This is a genomic window from Colwellia sp. 75C3, from assembly GCF_002836255.1.
Taxonomy (GTDB): Bacteria; Pseudomonadota; Gammaproteobacteria; order Enterobacterales; family Alteromonadaceae; genus Colwellia.
Genome location: NZ_PJAU01000061.1, coordinates 149,487 through 175,417 on the forward strand (window position 1 = coordinate 149,487; position 25,931 = coordinate 175,417).

Genomic DNA, 25,931 nt, shown 5'->3' on the forward strand with positions numbered 1-25,931 from the left:
TAAGGATATAGAAGAACGAGAGCATGACAGCTATTGAATTATACTAATAAAAACAATGCTTAGATAGTTTTCACCCATCACTGTTTTAACAAACATGTGATGGGTGAAATTTTTGCAGTAATCAATAATCAGTTATTAAGAAATGATTATTGTAGGTTTAGCGAACTAAAGGTATTAAGCGATTAACGTCCTTAGTTGACGATTAGCAAAGTAAAGTTTATCAATATGTACTTTACCGGCGACTTTTAAATCATCTAACACTCTATTCACCCTATTTAACTCTGTGCTCTTGCTTGCGGCCCATAAATCAATAGCAATGTCAGCAGAAGACTCTTGGGTGCCCTTGAGTACGTTAAGTACTAACTTTTCTCTAAACTCTAACAAATCAAGTAATAAGCTAAAGCGAGATAATCGAGACCAGTGATCTTTGGCTTGCACCTTTTCTGTTTGTTCAATTAACCAAGCAAGACCGAGTAATTTACTGACCTTACAATAACAAGGCAGTATTTCAGTGACCGATAAGCCAAGCTCTGAAGCTGTTTTTACGATGTCACAAAATACCACACTCGAGACTTTTAATTGATGAATGGTATCAATGAGCACTAAGCCATCTACTTCATTGTTAAGTTGATAAAGAGACTCGTCAACCGGCGAAAATGGTAAGGTAATTTCATCACCATTAAGTTGTTGCAGGGTATTTATTCCCGGTGAATAGCGACTCACTATGGTCTCAATGCTGTCATCTACGCTGGCATGATTGATAAACCAAATGGCCATCAAACGATAAAAACGCTGTACCTCTATCATCATTTTTATTTGCACATGTGCAGAAACACGGCCTTGTAATGACTCAATTTCATGCCAAATTTTATCCAATGAAAAGACTTCTTTAGCGATAATAAAGGCTTTAACAATTTCAGCGATAGTCGCGCCGGTTTGTTCTCTTACCGCATGTATGCCACCGCGATTAAATATTTCATTCGCAACGCTGGTAGCAATAATTTGTTTTGCTAAAGGGTGATTAATAATAGCTTGAGTGTACTCTTTGGCTAATACTTCAGGAAATGCGGATAACAAATACTTTTCGAAATAACCATCGGTTATTAAGTGCTCTTCAGCTAATAAAGCATCATGCACATCCATTTTTGAATATGCCATCAATACTGCTAACTCAGGTCTAGTTAATCCTTGTTGTGCGACACTTCGCGCTTGTAGCTCTTCATCATCAGGCAAGTACTCTAACTCACGGTTTAGCCCGACGCTATTCACCAAATATTGGCTTAAGCGGGTAAAACTATCAAAGTGAGATTGGCTATTCGCCTCATCAATACTTAACGCTTGCGCTTGATAATAATTATTACGTAATACCATAACGCCAACTTCGTCTGTCATGCTGGCTAATAAATTATCACGTTCGACTTTGGTCATTATTTTGTTATCGACTAAGCCATTAAGTAAAATTTTGATGTTTACTTCACTGTCTGAACAATTAACACCGGCTGAGTTATCAACTGCATCGGTATTGATTTTACCACCGCCTTTTGAAAACTCTATTCGGGCAAGCTGGCTACAACCTAAATTACCGCCTTCACCAATAACTTTACAACGTAATTGATTGCCATTTACCCGTAGTTGATCGTTGGCCTTATCCCCTACTTCAGTATTGATTTCACTACTGGCTTTAACATACGTACCAATGCCACCAAACCAGAGTAAATCGGCTTGGCAGAGTAGAATATGACGAATTAACTCATCAGGCGATAACTGTTTTACCTTGTTATCAATATTGAGTAATTGTTTTGTTTCTGTCGATAATTTAATGTATTTTACCGAGCGACTAAAGACACCACCACCGTTAGACATTAGCGCTTTATCGTAGTCTTGCCATGAAGAACGTTCAAGGTTATAAAGTCTGTTTCGTTCAACATAACTCACTGCACTATCAGGGTTAGGATCGATAAATATATCGCGATGATCAAAAGCCGCCACTAGCTTAATGGTGTTTGAAGATAACATGCCATTACCGAAGACATCACCAGACATATCGCCGATACCAATAACACTAATTTCATCTAGTTGAACATCAACATCCATTTCATTGAAATGTCGCTGTACTGATACCCAAGCACCTTTAGCGGTTATACCCATCTTTTTATGGTCATAACCAACACTACCGCCTGATGCAAAAGCATCACCGAGCCAAAAGCCGTATTCATCTGCAAGTTGATTGGCAATATCAGAAAATGTCGCTGTGCCTTTATCTGCTGCAACGACTAAGTAACTATCATCGCCATCAAAAAAAACCACATCTTTGGGTTTAACAATGCCCTCAGGGGTAATATTATCTGTGATGTCTAATAATGCCGAGATAAAAACTTTATAACAGCTGATGGCTTCTTTCGTCACACTTTCACGGGAACCATTAACAGGTAACTGCTTAGGAACAAAACCACCTTTAGCACCTTGAGGCACAATGACGACATTTTTAACTTGTTGTGCTTTCACTAAGCCTAATATTTCAGTTCTAAAATCTTCCTGTCTGTCAGACCAACGTAAACCACCACGAGAAACTAAGGCAAATCGTAAGTGAACGCCTTCAACCTGAGGAGAGTAAACAAAGGTTTCAACATAAGGTCTAGGTTGAGGTGCATCATCAATTTCGCCACTTTTAATTTTAAAGGAACAGTATTTTTTTTGTTCTCCCGTTGAGGTGGCTTGATAAAAATTTGTTCTTACAGTTGCCGAGATAGCAGCAATAAAGTTACGAAGGATTCTATCGTGATCAATTTTTATAACCGTAGAGAGGCTTTCCATCAGTTCAGCTTTGATGACTTCGGTTACCGCTTGTCGTTGCTTAATGCTATCGTTACTTAAGGCAAAGCGTGCTTCGAATAAGTTGATTAAGCCATGGACAATATTAGGGTAATCAATCAAGGCTTGTTGGAAGTACTCTTCTGAATAACCCAGACCTAGTTGACGTAAATATTTGCCATAGGCACGAATAATCACAATCTGTCTGATATCAAGATGTGCACAAAGCAATAACTTGTTATAACCATCACTTTCTATATTACCCGCCCAAACTTGTGCCAATGCATGTTCAAGATTGAGTTTTAACGCGTCAATATCCGCTTCAGTATCTGGATACTCAAGGGTATAGCTATAAATATTGCTACTGGCATCACTATTGGCAAAATTAACTTTAAAGCTAAATTCATCCAGAGGTCTAAAATCAAACTGCTCTAGGATCGGAATAGAGTCACTCAAGGCAATGCTTTGCCCTAAAGTATAAATATTTAAGGTAAGCACATTACCTGTACCTTGCGTAGAACGATAAATTTGGAATTGGTAAGGATTTTTTTGACTTAAGCTTTCAATGTTCTTTATTGCTTTGGTGGCTTGTCTGGCTGAAAAATGTTCTCGATAGCTTTTTGAAAAGGCATTATCATATTTTTTGTGTAACTGGCCGGCTTGCTTAGCGCCCCATAACTGCGAGATTATGCTGCTTAAGTTTTCACTCCAGCTTTGTGCCTTAGTTTCTATGCTCGCGATCAGCGCGGATACATCAATGTCATGGTTAAGAACAGTACCTTTTTTAACAATGAAATGCCATTGAGCGAGGTAATTATCATTAAGCATTGAACGACGAGATAAAATCTCCCCTTGATAAGTACTTGATAACTCGTCTTCAATTTCATCGCGTAAATCAGTACAAAATGCATCTTTAGAGACAAAAACTAATACGGAAACTTGCTCATTAAAGTCATTTTCTCTGATAAAGACACCAGCATTACTTCTCACGTTAAGGCTATGTATGCTCTTTGCTAAGTTAAGTAGCTGCTCTACACTACTTTCATATAACTCACGTTTAGGTAAAACCGCGAGAATATGGTTGAAATTACGGTAATCATGGCTATCTAGTTTTAGATTAAGTTGCTGTAAAACTTGCGCTAATTTTGCGTTCAAAAAAGGGATTTTATTCGGGTGGAGATTATTAGCAACTTGGGTGAATAAGCCGGCAAACTGATGAATAGCAGTAAGTTCACCTTGTTTACTAAATTCTTTAATGCTGACTAAATCAAGATAATCCTGTCTGTGTATCGTTGATTTCACCGTTGATTTGCTAACTACTAGTGAGTTACTGGTCCCAATAAAACGACTAAACTCTGTTGCAGACAGGGTTAGCTCTTCATTGATGACAGATACATCATCATGAAAAATACCGAAGCAGTCTTGAATAAGACCCAGTGTACTTTTTGTATTGACTGCTTGCATGTTATAACCAAGAAAAACAAAATTCCCCTGACAAAGCCACGATAAAAACTCGTCGGTGTCGTTGGTTTTAACGTCGAGGTCAGTTGACGCATGGCTGATGTTTTTACTTTTTGCCATCATTAATGGCCAATCTTGAGTGACTTGTGAAATATCGACCAAGAGCTGTTGTATTTTTTCGACTAGTTCAACAATCACAGTGGGCTCTAACGGGTTGGCAAGTTCAATATATAAAATCGACTCATCAGTAGAAGCCCCTTCTGCTATTGATGTATTACCGGTGTTTATTTGCGCTCTATTAACGACAGGGTGTAAAAATAAATTAATTTTATATCCCTGAGCCATGAGTAATGCTGAGATTGAATCAACAATAAAGGCTTTATCATCAGTAATAATATGTATTACTGATCCCTCAACTAAGTCACCGGGTAGTAATTTATTCTCAATGACAACTTTATTTCCGTTGGTGCTACGGCAATTGAACGATTGCCATAATAACAAGGCGGTTTGATAACGTTGTAGTGTTGATAACATTTGTAAATCAACACTGAGCAAGCTGTTAAACATTTGCTGAGAAAAACGTTCAAAAGCAGAGGTATCTGCTTCCTGGTAGCTTTCATTTATATAACGAGATAATTCTAAATCAGTAGCGACAGTCACGATAAATTGCCTTAATTGGTATGAAAACCAATCGGACTAATTTATTGCTCACTTAGTGAGAATTAAAAGGCTTAGAGGCAAGGCATTGATTGAAGAGAATGGTTATTCCCTTGTCAAAATCAATAACGCCGCATATATGCCTTTTAAACTCGCCCTTCGGGAGCTCATTAGCAAACTTATAACAGCACAAAATGAATGAAATATAGACTAACTATGTTTAACTCATTTTGCTTGTTTTAAGCTCGCTAATGTAACTCTAAGCTGAGCAATAAATTAATCCGTTTGGTTTAAAGAGCCTTTCCCTTCTGGGAGAGGTATTACACCAAGTGTTCATATAATGAATTCAATTGGTGTATGTAAAAGCGTAGCTAGTGCCGCTTTTACAGGCAAATTCATTTTTTTGATAAGGGTATAACCAAACGTTGCACTCGACTTACGATGAAAATCACTGCGCCAGTAATCGATTAGGCCATTACCAACACGACTCCTTAAGTACATAACCCAAAGCTATTACCTAGCAAAGTTTAACTATTGTCCATTTACACCTTGCTACATTATCTTAAAGGTATCGACAAAGAATCATCTGCTATTGCAACAGTGGCATGTTCCCTTAATCTATAAGATACCAATATGACCAGAAAACAAAATATAATTAAAACGGCTATTAACGATCAAATTATTGATAATAATTTAACTGCTATTGGCATAATGGATTTAGATGGTTTGCGTAAGACAGTGAATGACGCTTATCAAGCCTTCCCCGCTAACTTTTTCCATACCTTTGCGGTTAAAGCCAATGCGTTAGTTAAAGTATTAGAGCCGTTACGTGAATATGGCATGGGCGCTGAAGTTGCTAGTCCGGGAGAGCTATTAATAGCCCTTACCGCCGGTTTTTCAGCTGAGAATATTATTTTTGATTCTCCAGCTAAAACGATTCAGGACTTACGCACTTGTATAAAAAATGGCATAGCATTGAACATTGACAATCTACAGGAACTTGAGCGAATTGATGCCATAATGCTTGAATATCCTGAAAGTACCTCAGTGATAGGTTTTCGCGTTAATCCACAAATTGGTGGTGGCAAGATAGGCTCAACCAGCACGGCTACCGCTACCTCTAAGTTTGGTTATGCCCTAGTAGACGGCGATAACCGTAACGAACTCATCAATATTTATAAAAATCGTCCCTGGTTAAAGAGTATTCATACCCACTCTGGCTCTCAGGGTTGTGAATTATCGTTAATGGCCAATGGTATAAAAATAATTACTGAATTGGCTGAAGAAATAAATGACCTTATCGGTGTTCAACAAATAACGCGATTAGATATAGGCGGCGGTTTACCGGTTAATTTTAGTTCTGAAGTCGTTAAGCCAAGCTTTCAAGATTACGCTGATATATTAGAAGCTGAAGTACCGTTATTGTTTACCAACAAGTATCAAGTAAAAACTGAATTTGGCCGCGCAATTGTTGCTAAAAATGGCGTTATCATCACGCGCGTTGAATACACTAAAAACTCTGGCGGACGTCATATTGCAACAACACATGCTGGCGCACAAATAATAACCCGCACCGCTTTTTTACCGAAATCATGGCCGATAAGAGTCACTGGATATACCTCTGACGGTGTAGAAAGAAGCGAACAGACTTCCGAAATAGTAACCACCGATGTAGCAGGCCCCTGCTGCTTTGCCGGTGATCTTATATGTAGTAATCAAGCCTTACCAAAGCTAGAACGTAATGACTACGTTATGGTGCACGATACTGGCGGCTATTATTTTACCAATCACTTCGACTATAACAGTTTACCACGAGTGGCTGTTTACACGGTAAGCGGTAACGATGATGACCTAACCATCAAAACTATCCGTAAAGGCGAATCCCTTGAAGATGTTTTAAACAAAATGTAAATCATTTTTATGTTCGCTTAAACACATAAAAAATCCTCATACTAAAATAGCCTATTCAAGCCCTTTATAGAGCACCGATTAACATGTGCGGCTTGATTAGGCTCATAACAATAAAGTGAGTTTAATCATGGAAATAAATGTCAGTATTCTTGAAACGCTGGTGGTAGCACTTATCATTCTTTTTTCAGGATATTATTGTAATAGCAAAGTATCATTCTTACGAAATAACAACATTCCTGAACCTGTTGTTGGCGGCATACTATTCTCAATATTAGCCGCTATCGCTCACTCCTTTTTTGACCTTCACTTTAATTTTGATATGAGTTTCAAAAATCCCCTTATGACAGTATTTTTTACCACTGTCGGCTTAGGTGCTAGTTATTCACTGCTACTCAAAGGCGGTCCTAAAGTTGTCTTATTTCTAGGTGTGGCAACCGTATACTTACTCGTACAAAATGCTATTGGCGTTTCAATTGCAATGGGAACTGGGATGAACCCATTAATGGGGTTAATTGGCGGCTCAGTCACTTTATCAGGTGGTCACGGTAATGGTGCAACGTACGCTGACTTATTCATTACTGAATATAATATGCCAGCTAATATCTTTGAACTTGCTATGGCTGCTGCAACAATGGGTTTGGTTTTAGGCGGCTTAGTTGGCGGCCCCGTGAGTAAAAGACTTATTACCCGTTATAACCTTAAAGCCGATGAATATCATGAAGAACTCGATGACATAGTAACATTTAACCCTGAAGATCATGATTTAGTGACGCCGAAAAAAATGATGGAAACCTTATTTTTCATCTTATTGTGTATGACGGTTGGTCATGTTGTTTACCTTAGCTTAAAAGAAGCTGATATTGTCTTACCCGCTTTTTTAATGCCGTTATTATTTGGTGTAATAGCCACCAACTTATGTGAAGTATCTAAACGGTACACTATCAGCAGAGCTTGTATAGATTTATGGGGAACAATGGCGCTTTCTATTTTCTTAGCGTTAGCGTTAATGTCATTAAAAGTTTGGCAATTAGCGAGCTTAGCTGGCCCTATGGTGGTGATAATTTTGATCCAAACAGCCATGTTAATGATGTTTGCCTATTTTATTACTTTTAGAGTGATGGGAAAAAATTATAATGCCGCTATTATTGCTGGTGGTCATTGTGGCTTTGGTTTAGGTGCTACGCCAACGGCAGTAGCCAATATGGAATCTCTTGTCGCTAGACATGGTCCTTCACCGCAGGCTTTCTTAGTTGTGCCATTAGTTGGTGCATTCTTTATCGATATTACCAATGCGTTGGTTATTCAGCTCTACTTGAGTCTGCCTTTTGTCAGCCCATAGTTAATAATTACCAATAATAACTAACGGTAAACATGCCATTTGGATGAACGATGTGGTCTATAAAGCAACGAATATTGTTTTATAAACCAGTTATCTAGATGGCTTTGTTAAAATTACAAAATAAAATCATTACTTGCTTTATCTACTTAAGTCTATCCTATAACCTTAGGTTATAACTTAGATCTAAAATCATAATACTCATGCTATATTTCGCCGACTTTTATATTTTAGATTAGCTTACAACGGGCAAAAGAATGATTGAACACCATAAAATCCTGATCTGCGAGGGTTACAGTAATGAGTAACAATAATACCCTTGCCTTAGTCATTGTTATATTTGGCTTATTTGCTGCAATGTTTGTTGGTAATTCAGTGAATAAAACCTGGCTGGAGCAATCTTATGTTTATGATACTTACCAAACAGATTCAGGTAGCCCTGCCTATATATATAAAGGTAAAGAAGTTCTTATTTCAGCTATTGTGCCTTATCAACAATCACCACTTAGACAAGAAAATTTAAATAAGCTCATTGACGATCCCTTATTAGCACAACAATGGGTTTCAGACCCTGCCGATAAAATAACACTACTTAAACCTGCTTTTCATTTTGGATTATGGTCGCTACTGCCCGCTTTCATAACCATTGCTTTATGTTTACTAACTCGAGAGCCGCTTACCTCGCTATTCAGCGGTATAGTGGTTGGCTCATTAATGTTAGGCCAATATGATTTAACTGATGCCGTTATCATTCCCAGTTTAGCCAAAGAAGGCACCGCCGCGTTACTGTTACTCTATTTATGGTTGCTGGGTGGCCTATTAGGTATTTGGTCTAAAACAGGTGCTGCACAGGCCTTTGCTAACTATATGACACTGCACTACGTTAGAGGACCGCGCTCAGCTAAAGTGATTTCTTGGTTCCTTGGTATTCTATTTTTTCAAGGTGGCACTATGAGCACTGTATTAGTGGGTACCACCGTAAGACCTTTAGCGGATAAAGCTAACGTGAGCCATGAAGAAATGAGCTACATTGTCGATTCTACCGCCTCCCCTATAGCAACTATTATTGCCTTTAATGCCTGGCCAGCCTATGTTCAAGCGTTAATATTTGTTCCTGGCGTTTCCTTTTTAGCAACAGAAACCGATAGATTAAACTTCTTTTTTAGCAGTATCCCTTTTAGTTTTTATGCCCTCTTTGCCGTACTAGGTACTTTATTATTAAGTGTAAACATCACCATGTTTTCAGGTAAAAGAATTAGAGATGCCCATCAAAGAGCCTTAACAACTGGCCAGCTAGACGCTCATGGTGCAAGACCGTTAAGTGCAAAAGAGCTACAGCACTGTGATGTGCCATCAGGATATAACCCCCATGTATTAGAGTTTGTTTTACCCTTAGTCACGTTAATCGCTATTGCAGTATTCACCTTTATCTTTTTAGGCTCACCTAAGATCAATTGGGCTTTTGGTACCGCCTTATTATTGTCTGCGGGTATTGCATTAGCCAAGGGCATGTCATTAACAAATCTTATTGATGGCTTTGGCAATGGCTTAAAAGGTGTAGTTCTGGCTTCGGTGATATTAATGTTAGCCGTTATTATCGGTAGCATCAGTAAAGAAATTGGTGGGGGCTTATATTTGGTCTCGCAACTCGGTGAGCAATTACCTTATTGGATTTTACCCTTAATATTACAGTTGATTACTATGGTTATTGCCTTTTCTACCGGCACAAGTTGGGGAACTTATGCCATCGCCTTTCCATTAGCCATGCCATTAGCTTGGGCTGTTTGTCAGTCTCAAGGGCTAGAGAACCCAGAAATTTACATGATGGTTTGTTTTGCTACGGTCCTTAACGGTAGTGTCTTTGGTGATCAATGCTCACCGATTTCTGATACGACTATACTCAGTGCTATGACCACCGGCTGTGACTTAATGGACCATGTAAAATCACAATTAGTGCCAGCAACGTTTGCTGCAACATTTGCGGCTTGCTTATGGACATTAACCGTTTACCTGTTTGCTTAAAGACGTGCTTAGTTAATCGCTTTAACTGAGCTTTAACTAAACTTTATTATAATAATCACTTAACATTGAAAAAACTTAGGATTAAAAATGCGCTTAAGACATATTGAGATTTTTCACGCCATTTACACCACGGGCTCAATTACCAATGCGGCAAAAATATTACACGTTTCGCAGCCTTCCGTCAGTAAAGTATTATCCCATGCCGAAATGCAGCTTGGTTTTGACTTATTTAAACGGGTTAAAGGCCGTTTGACGCCAACAGATGAAGCAGAGATGCTTTTTGATGAAGTCGATAAAATATACCAACAGATGCGCTCGATAAAAAATACTGCCGAGAACATTAAAAAATCAGAGTACGGTCAAATAAATATTGCTGGCAGCCCTGCATTGGGCTTTGATGTTATTCCAAGTGCCATCGCAAAATATCATCAAAAACATCATCAGGTAAACTTCAACGTGCAAACTGTACATAACGATGCGGTTATGCAAACGTTGTTAGAGCATAAATGTGATCTAGCGATATTATTTGCGCCCAACATTATGCCTGGCATCACCTCAATTGAGTTAGCTCAATCAGAGTTAGTTATTGTTTATCCGAAAGAGAGCTTTCCTGACAGCCCTAAAAAGTTGACGTTAAGTCAACTAAAAGACTTTGAATATATAGATATTGGTGACAGTGGTCCGTTAGCAGATTTGCTATGGACTCGAATGATGCAAGACAACATCAGCCTTGAAGCATTAATAAAAGTACAAACGTATTTTATTGCTGCCAGACTAGTCGCACAAGGGGTTGGGATTTGCGTAGTAGATCGTTTTACCGCTGAAGGAAATTTATCAGACAATACCGCTATAGCGTCTTTTGATCCGCCATTAACCTTCCCAGTGAAAGGCTTATATCTTGAAAGTAAAAGTCTGCCTAAAGTCAGTGAAGAGTTTCTTACTTATTTAACTGCTGAGTTTTCTAATAAGGCGACTTAAGTACTAGTAAACTATTCAATTAATCAGTTAGCTATAAAATAAAAAAGAGTACAAATAAGCGTTATATTTGTACTCCTTTAATGTTGAATGATCTACTTAATGCTTTAATTAATAAACCTCAGCAACCGCTTCTTCAACTAAGTTAACAAGCTCTTGATAACCAAACACAACTAAAGGTTTTCCATTAACAAAAAACTGTGGTGTCGCGCGTACTTGTAACGTTTTACCATCTTGAATATCTTGTGCAATAATTTTAGCGACTTTACTGCTTTGCCAATCGCTATCAAGTTGATCATGGTCTAGTTTTAACGTTTTTATACCCGCTAACGCACTGGTTGGATTTGATACATGATGTTCTACCCAGCGCTCTTGGTTAGCAAATAACACTTCAAGTGCTGGCCAGAATTTTCCTTGTAAATGAGCAGCCTCTAGCATTTTAACAACATCTTCAGAGCCTTGGTGTAATGGTGCATAACGCATAACAACGTTAACCTTACCCTGATACTTCTTAACTAGATTGTTAAGTAATGGGTAAAATTGACTACAAGTACCACACGCAGGGTCAAAGAACTCGACAATAGTCACTTTAGCTTTGTTACCACCTTTAGTTGGCGCATTAATACGTTCTAATGCCGGTAATTGTTCATTCGCTATTGTTGAGGGTTGTTTACTTTTGTATACCCCAACCGCAGCAATAAAGATAATAGTTATAAATGCTGCAACGCCGATAAAAAGAGTTTTATTATTCATGATTATTCCAAGTAAATATCCTAGTTAATTGTCGAACTTATCTTCTAATGATTGATTTGTTCTGTGTTTTTGATGAATGATTTTTTAGTCAGTATCAGTAATAGCCCCAAAAGAGAAAAAGTGATCAAAGACATCACCGGAATATTTAAAAATCCGAGTAAGGTAAAGTGGGTTTCAGAACAGGGTACGCCAAGTGTACACGGCTGTGCTGCTTCAGGGATAATACCAGCAACCACCAACACATGAAATAACGCAAAAAACCAACCAAATAATACCAATGGCATAACGTAGCGAATAACGCTAACATCAAAAGGAAACAATGCCAAAGGCAACATAATCACTAAGGGGTAAAGCGCAATACGTTGATACCAACACAAGACACAAACGGGTAACTGCACTATTTCGCTGAAAAACAGGCTAATTAAGGTGCCACTTGTCGCTAATATCCATGCGACAAATAGTAAATTCCAACTGTGATTCGTTTCAGTGTCTGCTGTTTTTATATTTTTCATTTGCCTTTATCTATCCAATATAAATGAGTACATATTATACCTAATTGGGGAGCCTTAAATATATGACTATTTGTTACCAATGAGTTGTCCCTGTATTGAATAGTAACAATTTTTGATAGCTGTTATCTGTAGGGTTTTTAAAGATTTTATAGAAATTAACGAAGAGTTTGTTTTAGGTCAGGTATTTCACGATTAGCTATTTAACCTGCAGACATTGCAGTATCTATGTAGATAAGTTGTTGAAAAATAATATCGATCGCAGCTAAATAAAAAATTTTATTGATATTGTCGAAGTCATCTAACTCACTGTGGTAGTTTTTATGGGTACCAACACCAAAATATAGAATGGGAATGCCCGCTTTATTAAAAACGCCATGGTCGCTTGCCATAAGCCAATTGGTTCTAGTAAGACTTGAACCAGAACTCCTTCGGTTTCTGAAACCAGCGGTTAAATGGGCACACGAGTTAGTTTTAAATTCCTGTTGTAGCTTAGATAATTCACTGAGGTTATCCGGGGATAGTATCTGTGGAAGATTCCGACTAATAAAACGTAATTTTTTAGTCCGCTTACTACCTGCAATCATATCTAAGTTTATGTTCAGTTTGACCTTACTCAGTAGATTTTTCTGCTGTTCAATAAAAGCTTTAGCACCTAATAAGTTTACCTCTTCACCATCAGTAAATAATAAAATGACGCTGTATTTTAACGGTTTTTTTGCTAACCGTTTAGCGTAGTGCAATAAAGCAGCCGTTCCAGAGGCATTATCATCGGCACCGTTATAAACTTTATTACGTTTAATGCCGAGGTGATCATAATGAGCGCTGAGCACAATGTATTCATCTACATGGTCAGTCCCAGGTATATAGGCAATGATATTAGTGCCCTGCTCAGATTGAAAAAAACCAGATTTTTCAAAACTATGTCGATAACTCTTTTTAAATGCAGCAACGTTAAGGTCAGTAAGCGTAGCAACTAAATATGACTGGCTTTTAACACTGCCTTTACTAGCAAATTTACGACCCAAAAATTCATCTGAAGATAAGACCTGCAAATGTTCAAGTACGGTTGAGTCAGACTCACTCAAGATAGATGAGGGTAACGGGTTAGTTGACCCCCACACTAAAGCGAGCTGAAAAAAGGTAATCAATAAAATCGATATTTTAAAGCTTATTATCTTCAATTGTGTGCTGTCTCTTGGACTTTAAGAAAGTTTAACTTAGCGATATACAGTTTTGTAGTATCTTTTGTTTTAGAGAGTGCTAGCGCTTGTTTCATTGCCCTCCTAGAAGAAACTAACTTACCTTGCATGTAATAAATTTTTGCTAAGGCTAGGAAAAATTCATGTTGCTCATCATCAAGCTCAATGGCTCTTTTATAATGCTTTATGGATTGTTGATAAGACTTATTAAAAAAGGCTTCATTACCCAGTAATGCGTGATAATAAGGGTTTTTTACCCTAACCTTGTGAATATATTCTTCAATAGGTAGTGCTTCACTTCTACGGTCTTGTTTATTGAGTAACAAGGCTAAATTCCCTAATGAAGTAAGGTTGTCACGATCTAAACTAATGGCATAATCATAGGCTTTTTCAGCCATGTCTAACTGCCCAGAAAATTTATATAGAATGCCTAGATTTCCCCAAGCTGATGAAAAGTTATTATCAGTGAGTGTTGCTTGTTTCAGGTATTGATAAGCCAGCGGGTAATTTTTTTCAACCAGCGCCTCTGCACCTTTATTGTTATAAAACATCGCTAATAAGGTTTTTTTGGTAATTTCATGTGATGGGAATCTTTTCTTAGCGACAAAGGGATCGAAGTCTATTTTAGTATTTTTTTGTCCCCATACAATACGCCTATTCACATCATCACTTTCTTTTACTAATAAATTTACATGACCCGTTAGTAAGTTATATTGCCCATTACGCACCCAGTACTCAGGTACTTCCACTTCTTGGAAACTTATATTCATGCCTGCTTCATCTGCCAAGGCATACGCTAGAATGGTAAGTGACATGCAATTGGCTACTTTACCATGATAAGCCTGACTCGCAGTAACATTGGCGTTACCGCTATAAGTTAACGCAACATTCTCGTCATTAAACAGATGTTTAAGTAAAATTTGGGATTTTTGTTGAGCGTTTAAGTTATTTATTAACTTGGCTTGAACCATAGCGATCATTTCATTATCAAGTTGGAAAATTTCTTCTTCTGTTTCGATATGAACAGGATCTAAGGAGATATAGTCACTGTCTAAGTATAAATTTATTGGTGAAGTGACTTGGCTAACGTGGACGTTTTGATTACTTTGGCAAGCAAGCAAAAGCGGGAAACAAAGTAAAAGGCTATAAAATCTAGTATTCATGATCACTCCAACAGAACAACAAGGAATGATCTTAGCGTAAGACAAATATGAATAACTTGCTAATTAGGTAGCTCACTATTCATATTTGATTACAATTTATGCAGTATTTTTAATTATTCAAATTTAAAAGTGTATAAAGCCTGACGTAATACCAAACTAGTTATCTCTCACCATTACCTAAAAAATAAACTAAGCGTAAGCTGGTATTATGATCTGAAGTATTAGCATTGGCACTGTGATAAAAACGCCAATCTAATTGTAAGGCAAAATTACTATTAATCTTATAATGTGCGCCAACACCTGCATTGACTTGGAACCTTTTAGTCTCAATATCTCTTGCCCACAACGTTTCACCAAAGCCTGCCGTTAGGTACGGTCTGATGTTATTGTCGCTATTGAAATAGAATTGGCTGTCTAAACTATAGTTTTCATAGTTAATTTCGGTAGCGCTTAAACCGTCAGTAAACTTACCTTTAGAATAAGTTACCCTACCTGAAAATTGACGGGTAAAATACAAACCTAAGCTGTACTCAGTTGTCGTGTCACCCTCAACGTCCCATAAATCATCTAGCTGGGTTTGACCTACACCATAACTTACGCCAATTATACCGGTATCAATAGGATCATCAGCTCGAGTTGATCTTTTGATTTTCCTAGGCGTGTAATGTCCACCATCACCTAACTGCAATGACATATTAAAGTTTATCTGGCTATCAGTTTGACCTGAATTACCGTAAGGAATTTCATTGAAACTTACAAAACCGGTACCAGCTCTGATAATTTCTTTATTAAACATATTGTTAATGCCAACACTCATACTATCAACGGGGTCGAGAAAGAATAATGCAGTGCTACCAAGAATACTTGAGCCCCATACATCACCACCCTCTTCTCTAATATCCATTTCAGTATTGAAAGCCCATTCACCGTAGGCCCAACCGAGTACAGGAGTAATCACAAGATCCTGAATGGAAGGTACTTCAGCAAAGGCTTCAATGCCGTATTCCCAGTAGAAAGTCGACATAAGGGTTGAGTATATGAAGGAATCCCACTGGCGATAGCCTGACTTACGGGCTACCTGATAATAAACGCCACCAAAATAAGGATGACCAATAAGGTTTAACATGCCCGTGTCTCTGTCCCATACAGGCCCAGATTTCACGTTGTCAGTCCATTTATTGAAAACGCCTTCTTCTTTATCCCAGTTCGATATATCTTCTGGTAATAAAGCGATTAAACCGATAACACCAAAACCGTAAGCAAAAATCGAACGTGTTTGTGACCAAAGTCTTTCGCTGTCTTCACCATTTTGTGGCGAAAATATTGATAGTTGATAAGGTGATTGAAAAAAATCAGGGGCTGGTGTTAAATTCTCAAAACGGCTATTAGTCGCCATTTCTCGATAAATTTCATCGAGGTTTTCAGTGGTAATTGCGGGACTAAGTTGAATTTCACTTGTTGCCTGCTGGGACTCACTAGAACGTTCAGGTGTTGTGTCTTGAGCAAATGATTGGCTAGGTAATAAACAAGATATTGCGAATGATACGACCAAAGCAATACGTTTCATTGGATTAGTATTTGCTTTATCGGTAATTTTATTCATTTCCAGAATAGTCACGTGAAAGTCCTTAAGTATTAACGCTGTTCAATCACTTTATTAGAAGCAATCACTTTGCTTTTTATTTTAAACGCTGTAAAGCAAAAATCCGCTAATCTTTCGATTAGCGGATTCTTTAAATGTGGCGGTGAGATAGAGATTTGAACTCTAGAAGGACTACAAATCCTTGCTGGTTTTCAAGACCAGTGCTTTCGACCACTCAGCCATCTCACCAAGTTACTTTTAGAGAAAGATTTCGCTATTCCTCAAAAGTGGGCAGATTCTAATTACTGGAGGCCTATTTGTAAAGCGTTAAATGCATAATTTGTTAAATAAATTTATAGCCGTATGCAAAAAGAGTATTTTAAAAGCAAATTGCGCTTAAAAACATCACTTTTACTTTGTTGTTGTAAAACTAAAACATCTTCATTACTTTTGGTCATATTTTCACTACGACAGAACTGACTGTATTGAATTATAAAAAATCTTCAACAACCCAAAAACCCCCATGCCAAACACAACAACCGCTAGGGTATTTTTCATTAGAAGACTAAATGCTACCGTTGCCATACCTGCTATTAAAAATGGGCTAGTAATAAAATCACCACTACTATCTTGATGTCCAAGAAAAACAATCGGTACCCACATAGCTGTCATAACAGAAGGAGCTGTATAGCTGAGTACTCTTTTTACTTTGGGGCCAAGTTCAAAAGATACGGTTTTTGAAAAAAATAAGAATCGACAAAAAAATGTGATACATGTCATGCCCAGTAAAGCTAACCAGAAGTTATTCATTACTTTTTTCCTTGTTTTGCTGATTATCATTGGTTAAGTACCCACAAAACATACCAATAAAGGTTGCTACGATCAGTGCATACTCTTCCAAAAATATTGAAAGTATAATGGCACTTAAACCGCTACTAACAACGGATACCAAAGTAGATCTATTTTTAATACTCGGGATAACTATGGCAATGAATGTTGCCGCAATGGCAAACTCAAGCCCTAAATGCTCTAAATTGGGGATGTACTGACCCGCAACGATGCCAGCAAAGGTTGAAATATTCCAAATGAGGTAAAATGTAATGCCGGAACTTAACGCGTAAACGGCACTGAAGCTTTTATGTTTTTCCATATAAGCACAAGTTACTGCAAACATTTCATCTGTTAGAAAAAAGGCAATAGTGCAACGCAGGCCTAAAGGGCTTTTTCTAACGTGTTCTCTAAATACTGCTGAATAAAGTAAATGTCGGGAACTGATGACAAATGTTGAAGAAAACATTGCAGATAACGAACCGACAGAGCCCATAATAGTCAGTGCTGCTAATTGTGCCGCGCCAGCAAATATTAACAAAGACATTAACTGAGCTTGTAAAGGCGTGAGACCTACAGTGATTGCTAATGAACCACAAAGTATTCCCCAAGGCACGGTAGCGAGTGCAAGAGGGAAAATATCGACAATACCCCGATTCATTATTTTAACATCACTTGATACAGACTCTGTCACGACAACAGTTCTACTTGGCATATAACACTCCTTCAATTTATTTAACGAGTGTAAAGGGTAAGCGTTATTAGTTCTTGTACAAAATTGCTTGTTTTTGAAACTTGCTTGGCGTGGTACCTAGTGCTTTTTTGAAGTGTCTATTGAAATGACTTTGATCATGAAAGCCACAGTCGGTTGCAACCATAGCGGGCTTCACGCCAGCTTTAAGTAAGGTTTTAGCTTTTTTTAATCTCGCCTGTATCTGGTAACCATGAGGCGCAAGATCGAACATTTTTTTAAACTGCCGAATGAAGTGATATTGACTTAATCCCGCTATCACCGCCAATTGTTTCAACGATATATCTTCCGCTGGATAGAAATCCAAATATTCTTTTACCCGAATGAGCTTTTCTTTGCTGCCTGAAATATCTTTTGGCACATGGCGTAGTGAGGAATGACGTAAGGTTAATCTTAACATTAAGCTATACAGGATAGTTTCTGTTAGTAACTTAGAAGCGTTGTTATCTACTTGATTAAACAACAATCTTAATTGTTCAGTGAGTAAAGCATCGTTAATGACAGATGAACTGAAATACGGTGCACATTTTTTCCCTTCGTAGAGATCAAGGCAAACATTTTCAAAATGCTCTGGTAGAGGATACATAGCCCTATACTGCCAGCCTTCAGGTGTAGCAGACTCACCCGTATGAACATCGTCAGCATTAACCAAGATTATAGAATTGGTATCAGCAGTATGGATTTCACCACTGCGATAAAAGCGTTGTGCCCCTTTTTCAATCACACCAATGGTGTAACCTTCATGCACATGTTTAGAGAATTCTTGGCCTTTATAATCGGCGTGAACTATTTCAATACCATCAAAGGCATTGGCAATAGTAAAATTAGCTTTTTCCTTTGTTTTATTATCCATAGCTAACAAGTAAATTCCATTCTTAAAAAACAGTACAATATTGCTATTAATTATTTACATATTCTATGACGTGAATAGCACTGGATTAATCGACAGAAGGATGTGGTGATGATTTTAGTAAAAAAATAAACGTACAAAGCGACCCATTGGGTAATTTTGTACGTTTAATTTTTCAATTCAGTTGTCGAGCCGTTAGTAATTAAGTTTCATTATCAAAATGCAGACTTAGTGTTAATGGCCATGGACTTATTTGACTAGGTGTTAGTTTCAGACGTTACTTTTACGTATTCATAACTAAATGCTCTGATTTTTCTACCTGAACTAGCAACAAACTCTACCGTTGTTGAACGAGGTAATATCAATACGGCCTCGTATTCCTCACCAATTAAACAAGTGTCAGGTCCACATACTAGGTCTTGGGTTAATTTGATCCGCATTTCTACTCCGCTTTATTGAATTATTTTAACTGACTATACCATTATTTTCGGTAAAAATGAGAGCAAACAACACATTGACTGATTTAGATAGTGATTATTGGAAAATATTGCAAATTATTCACAGTAAGAACAATGGATTGCTATACCGCTCAGCGCTATTGTGTTTTTCTATTTTTAACTATCTAGATACTAGCAATACTAGCAATACTAGCGCTAGTATTCATTCAAAACATATTATAAGAAACGACTTGAGTTGTTGACTGTAATAAAAACTATTAATTTATTACGAAGACAAATATAAAATTAAATTTCATAAACTCTGTTACCTTTATCGGTAAGACGAATCAAGGACAACAATAAGTGTTGCAAATACTTGCTGTAATAACGAGTGAAAATCTCGAAATTCACGAACTAAAAAGATTTTCAGATGCTTCAGCCAACCACTGTAAAGCTGGTCCTTTTGATGTATTAATGGGCATCACTCTATCTACGGGTATGGTCCACGTTTTAATATCAAAGCTAACGGGCAAGCGTACTAGTTTTTCTGATTTCATTGATGCTTCGACCATATGAGCTGGTAAGTAACACCAACCAAAATTATGTTCAGCCATATGTTTCAATGCTTCAAAATCGTTAGACCAGAATTTTTTCGGGGAAATTTCAGGGAGAAATACAGGCATATTTCCTTCGGCACTACGTACTAGCAGTTGTCTGTATTTAGCAAGATCGGATCTAGTAACACTACTGACCTGAGTTAGAGGATGGTTAGGATGCGCTACAACATAAAAGGGTAATTGGCCAAGTAAGCCTAGCTCAACACCCGCCGGCATCGAACCATCAATTAACATCAAACCAAACTGAGCATCTTGTTTGTTGATAATATTGGGTATGTCATCGCTGTTAGCGACATTCAAAATCAAACTTGTCGCAGGAAAATGCTGACAGAATACTTCTAATAACTCATATAATTGGGGCAATAACAGTGCAGGATCAACCACTATACGGAGTTCGCTTTCATTGCCTGTTGCCAATGACTTAGCTGCAAATTCAAGCTCTTGTGATTGCAGCACTGTTGCTTGTGCATGGGCCAGTAATTTTTGGCCCTGTTCAGTTAACGTTGGTTTTCGTGTATTTCTGTCAAACAGTGGCTGACCTAAATCAATTTCCAAGTTTGCGATAGCTTGGCTGATCACCGATTGTGCTTTACCTAATCTTCGTGCGGCAGCAGAAAATGAACCTAGCTCGGCACACATAACAAACGCTTTCAGTTGTTGTAAACTCAACATATCTATAAAACCGATAGTTATTAACTTTTCAACATCGTAATTTCTAATACAATAATAAGCAATTCTTTTAGAAAATTTTTTCAAAGTACTTTTTAAACACAATAAATTTGGAGTAAATTATCATGTCGACCAAAGAGCGTATTTTTCATAGCCTATTTTTTGAAATAGTCGCGTTAAGCTTACTTATCCCGCTGGGAAGCCTATTCAGTGATGTGGATATGGGCAATATGACCGGTTTAGCGATTGGGTTGAGTCTAACGGCAATGTGTTGGAACTACGTTTACAACCTGATGTTTGATAAAAAATTCGGTACTAACAGAATTGAGCGAACCCTCACTTTACGTATAGCGCATGGCTTGTTCTTTGAACTAGGATTGTTATTCACTACCCTGCCGGCAATAATGTGGATACTTAATATGGACCTTATTACAGCGCTAATTTTGGATATGGGCATGATTATATTCTTTATGGTATTCGCTATTATATACAACTGGGCTTACGATCTGGCAAAACATCGGCTAGTTTCGACCTGAGTTAATAGATAAATTCTGAACTACTTATAGCCGTTACCATTCAAGATGCAAGTTTCAAAGTGCTTGAGCACTTTGGATGGCGACGAGTATATATAGCACAGTGTCAGAATAAATCGCCTGACGCTCTGCTGTTTACTACTTCATTTAAGTTATGAGTAGCAAAGTGTTTAACCGATCAATCGGGGTTGGTTCTCGAATTCATCAAAGGGAAAAATAAAGCTACTGCCTTCACCTTTATCGATGATTGGCTGTTTTTCTAGTGCCCGTTTGATTATTCCAAGTTCATTTGAATCGACTAACATTAACGACTTACCGCTTGTTAAATCTTCATTGAATCGGCAAATTTTATAATTAACATGCAGTAAACCAACGAATGAGCCAATGCAGCAACCAACCATCAATGAACCAAACAAGGTAAGTACTAATACAACTTGTTTGATCAGTTCAGTCTCCCCCCAAAAGGGCATGCTAACCACAAGAATAGTGCAACCGGTTATCCCCATCATTATCCCCAACAATGCGCCGTGTTCACCACCGCGTACTAAATCGGATTTATCTATAATGCTTCCTTCATGCAAATGATGTTGTTTAATACCTTGTCTATCATTACTAATCACATGAATATTATTTCCATTGATGTGTAATTGGTTATGTAATATGGATGCCGCCTTATCTACATCGTCTAAAGACTCAGCTAAAAAGTACTCGCGTCTCATGTCATATCTCCTATTTGATTATGCTACTGACATAAAACTGAGCAATGATTAAGTAAATACGCATACTGAAGATATTCAATGACTTTATAGAAGAAAAAACCTCCTATATACCCGCTCCACTTGAAGATACTCAGGCTTCCCCAAAGGACTGGCTTATAAACGTTTAATGTGACGTTATTGATTTCGACAAGAGAACAACCATTATCTTCAACCAATGCCTTACCTAAAAGCGTTAATAATTCCAACTAAGTCCTGGATATTCATGTGGTACGGGTATAGTACTAAAACACCTTGCTTAAGCTACTTTCTTGCTGATTGTAAATAGCGTGATTTTTAATATACCCCATAAGCGTAGTACTCACTTATCAAGAAAACGAGTGACTTTTATTATGAATGAGGGATGATTTGTAACGCTATATAAACGAATACATAACTTGACACAACTTTACGCTAAGATTTAATACCGGACTGACTTTATAGCTGTAATGGGCCAATATAACTAGGCAACAATAGTTTATATCAGGTAGCTCATACCATAAATAACCAGCGCTAAGCCTAATATTTTACTTAGCCATTCTCCATTAGGTGCTAGCTTTTCAACTAAAACGACTAGGGTTAGAATTAAAATCCAAGTTAGATTCATAACCCCTGCAACGAAAAGCAGAGCCATTAAAAACCAGCAACAACCTAAGCAATAACTACCGTGTTTTATACCTAAAGTTAGTGCTCCTAAAATACCTTCACGCCATTCGCTCGCTATGAGTGATAATGGTGAACGACATAAATTCAAACAACGCTGCTTAAATGACGAAAATTGATAACTTCCTGCAATAATGAGTAATCCCGCACTGAAAATATTATTATCGCTTACCATCATGTTATTAAGTAATTCAAGATGGTGTAAAGCGTACTGTAAAATGGCAATGAGTAAACTATAAAAACACCAAGTAAGTAAATATCCAAGCGTAAAAAATAAGGTTGGTGTGTAGCTGAGTCCATTGGTTTTACGTTTCTTATTAATGCTTTCGACTAACATAATAACTGGGAGCGCTGATGGCAACATCATACCTGCCATCATAATGGCCCACATCATTATAAGTAACGAAATATCAAATGCTGACCACATAGCAACCGGAGCCATATTCATGCTCATGTCATAAAGCATATAATACCAGCTAGCTAATATTGCGATTAATATCGTGGTAGAAATGGCTGCTCGCTGAATGCGAGCAGCAAAACAAATATGTTCAAGGGGATTCTTTCGGGGACTATCAGGCATTGGGCCAGTTTGAGATAGCTTTGGCGGCAAAAGTATCTTGATAATCAAAAGCCAAGTTACCACGGTTTATTTTTAATACCGACGTTGTTCCTATAAAACCATCATTCCACATAAAACCACCTTCAGGATAGCTAATATGTACGTGATTTTCTTCGCCAGTTACAGGGTTAATCAAGGGAACTTGTCCCATCTCGAGTACTCCTGCAATAGAAACTGTTGAAGTATGATCTTGTGGGTCCATATCTATATCACATACGATAGGCCCTTCAAATTCAGTAAAAGTTGAGGCTATAGCTTCAACAGGCATACCTCCGGCTTGTCCAGACATTATGGTAGCAAGTGCAGTGACTTGTGCTTCATTGGCGGCATTGTCTATAAACAAAGCGCCTTTACCATTACCCTGGTGAATAGCTTTTGGCCACATGGCGACAAAAACCATTTTTAAACCCGAAAGATCTAAATCTTGATAATGGCCTTTAATTATCTTAAAACCGAGAATAGCTTCACAACTGCCATCTTTACTATCGGGAAAACCCGAAAATTGGCAACCACACCCGTGACTACAATTGCAGCTTTCTATTTGATGCATAGACAAAGCCCAAGGATATTCGTTAGACATAATTTGCTCCATCGTTAAAATAACGCTGAAATAAGTATAGTTGAAAGCTATAGCGTTAAGGTTATGGGGTTATAACCTTTGTTCATAAACGCTGTTTGTTAACAAAGTTATGGCTATATCTAAAAATAATCTACATTAAAAGGCCAAATGTTCGACCGACTATCCATGATAGGTCCTTTATGTAGTTCCAGTTCCAACCGAGAAATCGGCAAAGCCCTATATTCATAGTACCTAAGCTACTATGGCGTAGATTGCTTCTTTTTTGGCGTATATGGCTAAGTATCACTAATTATAAAGACGTATGATGTTGTCTCTTAAGTTTGAAAATATAATTGATAGGGTGAGTACAATGAAAAAAGGTAAAATTGCATTAATTACAGTGATAACATTACTCTTTGTTGGTGGTCAATGGCCTGTTGGTTTTGCGAAGGGCTATCAAGTAAAGAATCGTGCCATGTGCCAACAAGTAAAAGAAAACCCTACTCAATTCCGTTATGCCGCTAGCGGTATTATGCGCGGTGAAAAAGCCGAAGGGACCTTTAGATCACAGTGGTATGTTGATGGACTTAAAAAAGGCATGCTGTTCTCGCTAAAAGGCTGTTTCGATAATAAAGCGACATAATCAACTTCGTATAAGCTCCCTTAGATAAAAACATAAGCACAAACTATGCTTTTTATAAGATTAGACCCACTTGATCTATAATAATGGATGCAGTGACTAACATTTATTACGGTAGCTATTGAGCGCTAGCCCTATATTGCCTACAATAGCGCACTTTTTATTTACAACAGGTCAGCAACATGAGTGACACTAAACCACAACCAGCTTTACCAGATCGTCTTTCAGGTGATTCCCGTAGCCCACATCATGTGGCAGAAGTATTCGAACACGAAATTGGCATTTTGCTAAACAGCAAAGAGCGTTTCGATGTTGAAGAATATTGCATCAGTGAAGGTTGGGTAAAAGTACCGTCTAAAAAAGCATTAGACCGTCGCGGACAACCGCTTATGATGAAAATCAAAGGCACTGTTGAAGCGTTTTATCGTTAAGACGTAACAAAGACAAAATTACAATTCAGTTAGCTTTGTCAAAGAAGAATTAAATGGAGTCATAAGAGCGTTATCTCAATACGTTCGTGGCTCCATTACAACAAGACAATACAAAACATAATCACTACTTGCTACAAACCTTGGTCTCTTCCTGTTGGATATATTAGAGGCTAACTCTGCACTACACTACTCAGCACATACTTATTTAATACATAGTGTAAATCAGCTTGTTTAAATGGCTTATTAATAAAGTCTTCAATGCCTAAGTCTGCTGCCCTTTTTTTATCCTCTTTACCAACACTAGCGCTTAAGATGATAATAGGGATATCGGTAAGGTTACTATTTTCTTTAATCAAGCGTGAAGCGGTAAACCCGTCCATAATAGGCATTTGTAAGTCCATTAATATTAACTTGGGTTTATTATGCTCAAGATATGTTAGCGCTTCTTGTCCATCACACGCTACATCACAGGTTACCCCTAAAGAAGCTAATTGTTTTTGTGCTATTACTTGGTTTATTTTGTTGTCTTCCACAACAAGAATATTTACGCCTTCGTAGTTTGATTGTTGTATTTCATTTTTATTATCTAGTTTTATTTCTGTGGGTTGTATTGATTGAGGTAATTCTAACGTTACAGTAAATGAACTTCCTTTTCCTTTCTCGCTGACTAATGTTATATCTCCCCCCATTAGCGTGCATAATTGTTTAACAATTGACAAGCCTAAGCCAGTGCCTCCGTATTTTCTTGTAGTAGATATTTCTACTTGTGAAAAAGCATTGAATATATGTGCTTGTTCATCTTGATTAATACCTATGCCAGTATCATTCATGACTAACGTTAGTATAATTGATTACAATCCTGCAGTGTATATTTCTCCTTCGTTATTCAATCGACTAGATAACAGCCCGTGACGTTTCTTATATCTATTCTAAAGCTAACTCTCCGGTGAACAAATACTATTTATATTGTAAATTATCGACATTGGTACTGACTTTAGATAATTTTAGATTTCGATAATGTAGAGTTGCTTTTAGCAGGCATTATTAACCGCTTGTCAAAAGGCCTACCTTAAATAGCCCCCTATACAGATAAGCTGATACAATTGGATGGTAATCAATATGATGAGTCTATCTGTGTCGCTTTTATCTTGGTATTTATGCGATAATAACTATAATACCAGTTAGTTAATGGCCGCT

22 protein-coding genes and 1 tRNA gene are annotated in these 25,931 nt (G+C 37.6%); 7 read left to right on the forward strand and 16 right to left on the reverse strand.

Annotation, left to right across the window (positions count from 1 at the left end):
* Positions 1 to 174: 174 nt before the first annotated feature.
* Complete coding sequence (locus CXF85_RS21890) at positions 175 to 4,932, reverse strand: NAD-glutamate dehydrogenase (RefSeq protein ID WP_232771302.1); 4,758 nt, start codon at positions 4,930 to 4,932, stop codon at positions 175 to 177.
* Between the two features lie 630 nt (positions 4,933 to 5,562).
* On the opposite strand from CXF85_RS21890, the gene CXF85_RS21895 reads away from it, so the two are divergent.
* The 4 genes from CXF85_RS21895 (at position 5,563) to CXF85_RS21910 (ending at position 11,176) form a co-directional block, all read left to right on the forward strand.
* Entirely contained in the window at positions 5,563 to 6,840 is a 1,278-nt protein-coding gene (locus CXF85_RS21895) for a diaminopimelate decarboxylase (RefSeq protein ID WP_101230771.1), read from the forward strand.
* Between the two features lie 127 nt (positions 6,841 to 6,967).
* Positions 6,968 to 8,179 (forward strand): sodium/glutamate symporter, encoded by a 1,212-nt coding sequence (gene gltS / locus CXF85_RS21900; protein WP_101230772.1) that lies wholly within the window; start codon positions 6,968 to 6,970, stop codon positions 8,177 to 8,179.
* Between the two features lie 297 nt (positions 8,180 to 8,476).
* A complete protein-coding gene (locus CXF85_RS21905) occupies positions 8,477 to 10,198 on the forward strand; it encodes a Na+/H+ antiporter NhaC family protein (protein WP_101230773.1) in 1,722 nt (573 codons plus the stop codon).
* An 87-nt stretch (positions 10,199 to 10,285) separates the two neighbouring features.
* Complete coding sequence (locus CXF85_RS21910) at positions 10,286 to 11,176, forward strand: LysR family transcriptional regulator (protein WP_101230774.1); 891 nt, start codon at positions 10,286 to 10,288, stop codon at positions 11,174 to 11,176.
* Between the two features lie 108 nt (positions 11,177 to 11,284).
* Here CXF85_RS21910 and CXF85_RS21915 read toward each other — a convergent pair whose 3' ends face one another.
* The 11 genes from CXF85_RS21915 to CXF85_RS21965 form a co-directional block, all read right to left on the reverse strand.
* The gene (locus tag CXF85_RS21915; protein ID WP_101230775.1) at positions 11,285 to 11,926 is read right to left on the reverse strand and encodes a DsbA family protein; all 642 of its coding nucleotides are present in this window, start codon (positions 11,924 to 11,926) and stop codon (positions 11,285 to 11,287) included.
* A gap of 44 nt (positions 11,927 to 11,970) precedes the next feature.
* A complete protein-coding gene (locus CXF85_RS21920; RefSeq protein WP_101230776.1) occupies positions 11,971 to 12,438 on the reverse strand; it encodes a disulfide bond formation protein B in 468 nt (155 codons plus the stop codon).
* A 200-nt stretch (positions 12,439 to 12,638) separates the two neighbouring features.
* On the reverse strand, positions 12,639 to 13,619 hold the full coding sequence (locus CXF85_RS21925; RefSeq protein WP_101230777.1) for a M20/M25/M40 family metallo-hydrolase: 981 nt from the start codon (positions 13,617 to 13,619) through the stop codon (positions 12,639 to 12,641).
* Positions 13,616 to 14,800 (reverse strand): tetratricopeptide repeat protein, encoded by a 1,185-nt coding sequence (locus CXF85_RS21930; protein WP_101230778.1) that lies wholly within the window; start codon positions 14,798 to 14,800, stop codon positions 13,616 to 13,618. Before CXF85_RS21930 ends, CXF85_RS21925 begins: the two co-directional genes overlap by 4 nt.
* A 160-nt stretch (positions 14,801 to 14,960) precedes the next feature.
* Complete coding sequence (locus CXF85_RS21935) at positions 14,961 to 16,418, reverse strand: acyloxyacyl hydrolase (RefSeq protein WP_232771303.1); 1,458 nt, start codon at positions 16,416 to 16,418, stop codon at positions 14,961 to 14,963.
* A gap of 122 nt (positions 16,419 to 16,540) precedes the next feature.
* Positions 16,541 to 16,631: transfer RNA gene (locus CXF85_RS21940), tRNA-Ser, on the reverse strand.
* Positions 16,632 to 16,847: 216 nt separating this feature from the next.
* Positions 16,848 to 17,192, reverse strand: coding sequence for an AzlD domain-containing protein (locus CXF85_RS21945; protein ID WP_101230779.1), 345 nt, complete (start codon positions 17,190 to 17,192; stop codon positions 16,848 to 16,850).
* Positions 17,185 to 17,925 carry an AzlC family ABC transporter permease gene (locus CXF85_RS21950; protein WP_101230780.1) on the reverse strand — a complete coding sequence of 247 codons (741 nt, stop codon included), beginning with the start codon at positions 17,923 to 17,925 and terminating at the stop codon, positions 17,185 to 17,187. Before CXF85_RS21950 ends, CXF85_RS21945 begins: the two co-directional genes overlap by 8 nt.
* 46 nt (positions 17,926 to 17,971) lie before the next feature.
* Positions 17,972 to 18,814: an AraC family transcriptional regulator gene (locus CXF85_RS21955; RefSeq protein WP_101230781.1), complete on the reverse strand. Its 843-nt coding sequence runs from the start codon at positions 18,812 to 18,814 to the stop codon at positions 17,972 to 17,974.
* Between the two features lie 254 nt (positions 18,815 to 19,068).
* Complete coding sequence (locus CXF85_RS21960; protein WP_101230782.1) at positions 19,069 to 19,251, reverse strand: hypothetical protein; 183 nt, start codon at positions 19,249 to 19,251, stop codon at positions 19,069 to 19,071.
* 404 nt (positions 19,252 to 19,655) lie between these two features.
* Positions 19,656 to 20,621 (reverse strand): LysR family transcriptional regulator, encoded by a 966-nt coding sequence (locus CXF85_RS21965; RefSeq protein ID WP_101230783.1) that lies wholly within the window; start codon positions 20,619 to 20,621, stop codon positions 19,656 to 19,658.
* Between the two features lie 38 nt (positions 20,622 to 20,659).
* On the opposite strand from CXF85_RS21965, the gene CXF85_RS21970 reads away from it, so the two are divergent.
* Positions 20,660 to 21,070, forward strand: coding sequence for a PACE efflux transporter (locus tag CXF85_RS21970; protein WP_101230784.1), 411 nt, complete (start codon positions 20,660 to 20,662; stop codon positions 21,068 to 21,070).
* Positions 21,071 to 21,237: 167 nt separating this feature from the next.
* Here the strand turns inward: CXF85_RS21970 and CXF85_RS21975 are convergent, their stop codons facing one another.
* The 3 genes from CXF85_RS21975 to CXF85_RS21985 form a co-directional block, all read right to left on the reverse strand.
* Complete coding sequence (locus CXF85_RS21975; RefSeq protein WP_101230785.1) at positions 21,238 to 21,786, reverse strand: hypothetical protein; 549 nt, start codon at positions 21,784 to 21,786, stop codon at positions 21,238 to 21,240.
* A 514-nt stretch (positions 21,787 to 22,300) separates the two neighbouring features.
* On the reverse strand, positions 22,301 to 23,065 hold the full coding sequence (locus CXF85_RS21980) for a DUF2182 domain-containing protein (RefSeq protein WP_198555736.1): 765 nt from the start codon (positions 23,063 to 23,065) through the stop codon (positions 22,301 to 22,303).
* A complete protein-coding gene (locus CXF85_RS21985; RefSeq protein ID WP_101230786.1) occupies positions 23,058 to 23,684 on the reverse strand; it encodes a DUF1326 domain-containing protein in 627 nt (208 codons plus the stop codon). Before CXF85_RS21985 ends, CXF85_RS21980 begins: the two co-directional genes overlap by 8 nt.
* 349 nt (positions 23,685 to 24,033) lie before the next feature.
* On the opposite strand from CXF85_RS21985, the gene CXF85_RS21990 reads away from it, so the two are divergent.
* Both CXF85_RS21990 and CXF85_RS21995 read left to right on the forward strand, forming a co-directional pair.
* Entirely contained in the window at positions 24,034 to 24,306 is a 273-nt protein-coding gene (locus tag CXF85_RS21990) for a hypothetical protein (protein ID WP_101230787.1), read from the forward strand.
* 179 nt (positions 24,307 to 24,485) lie between these two features.
* A complete protein-coding gene (locus CXF85_RS21995) occupies positions 24,486 to 24,734 on the forward strand; it encodes a DUF3297 family protein (protein WP_101230788.1) in 249 nt (82 codons plus the stop codon).
* Between the two features lie 170 nt (positions 24,735 to 24,904).
* Here the strand turns inward: CXF85_RS21995 and CXF85_RS22000 are convergent, their stop codons facing one another.
* A complete protein-coding gene (locus CXF85_RS22000) occupies positions 24,905 to 25,564 on the reverse strand; it encodes an ATP-binding response regulator (RefSeq protein ID WP_101230789.1) in 660 nt (219 codons plus the stop codon).
* Positions 25,565 to 25,931 lie beyond the last annotated feature (367 nt).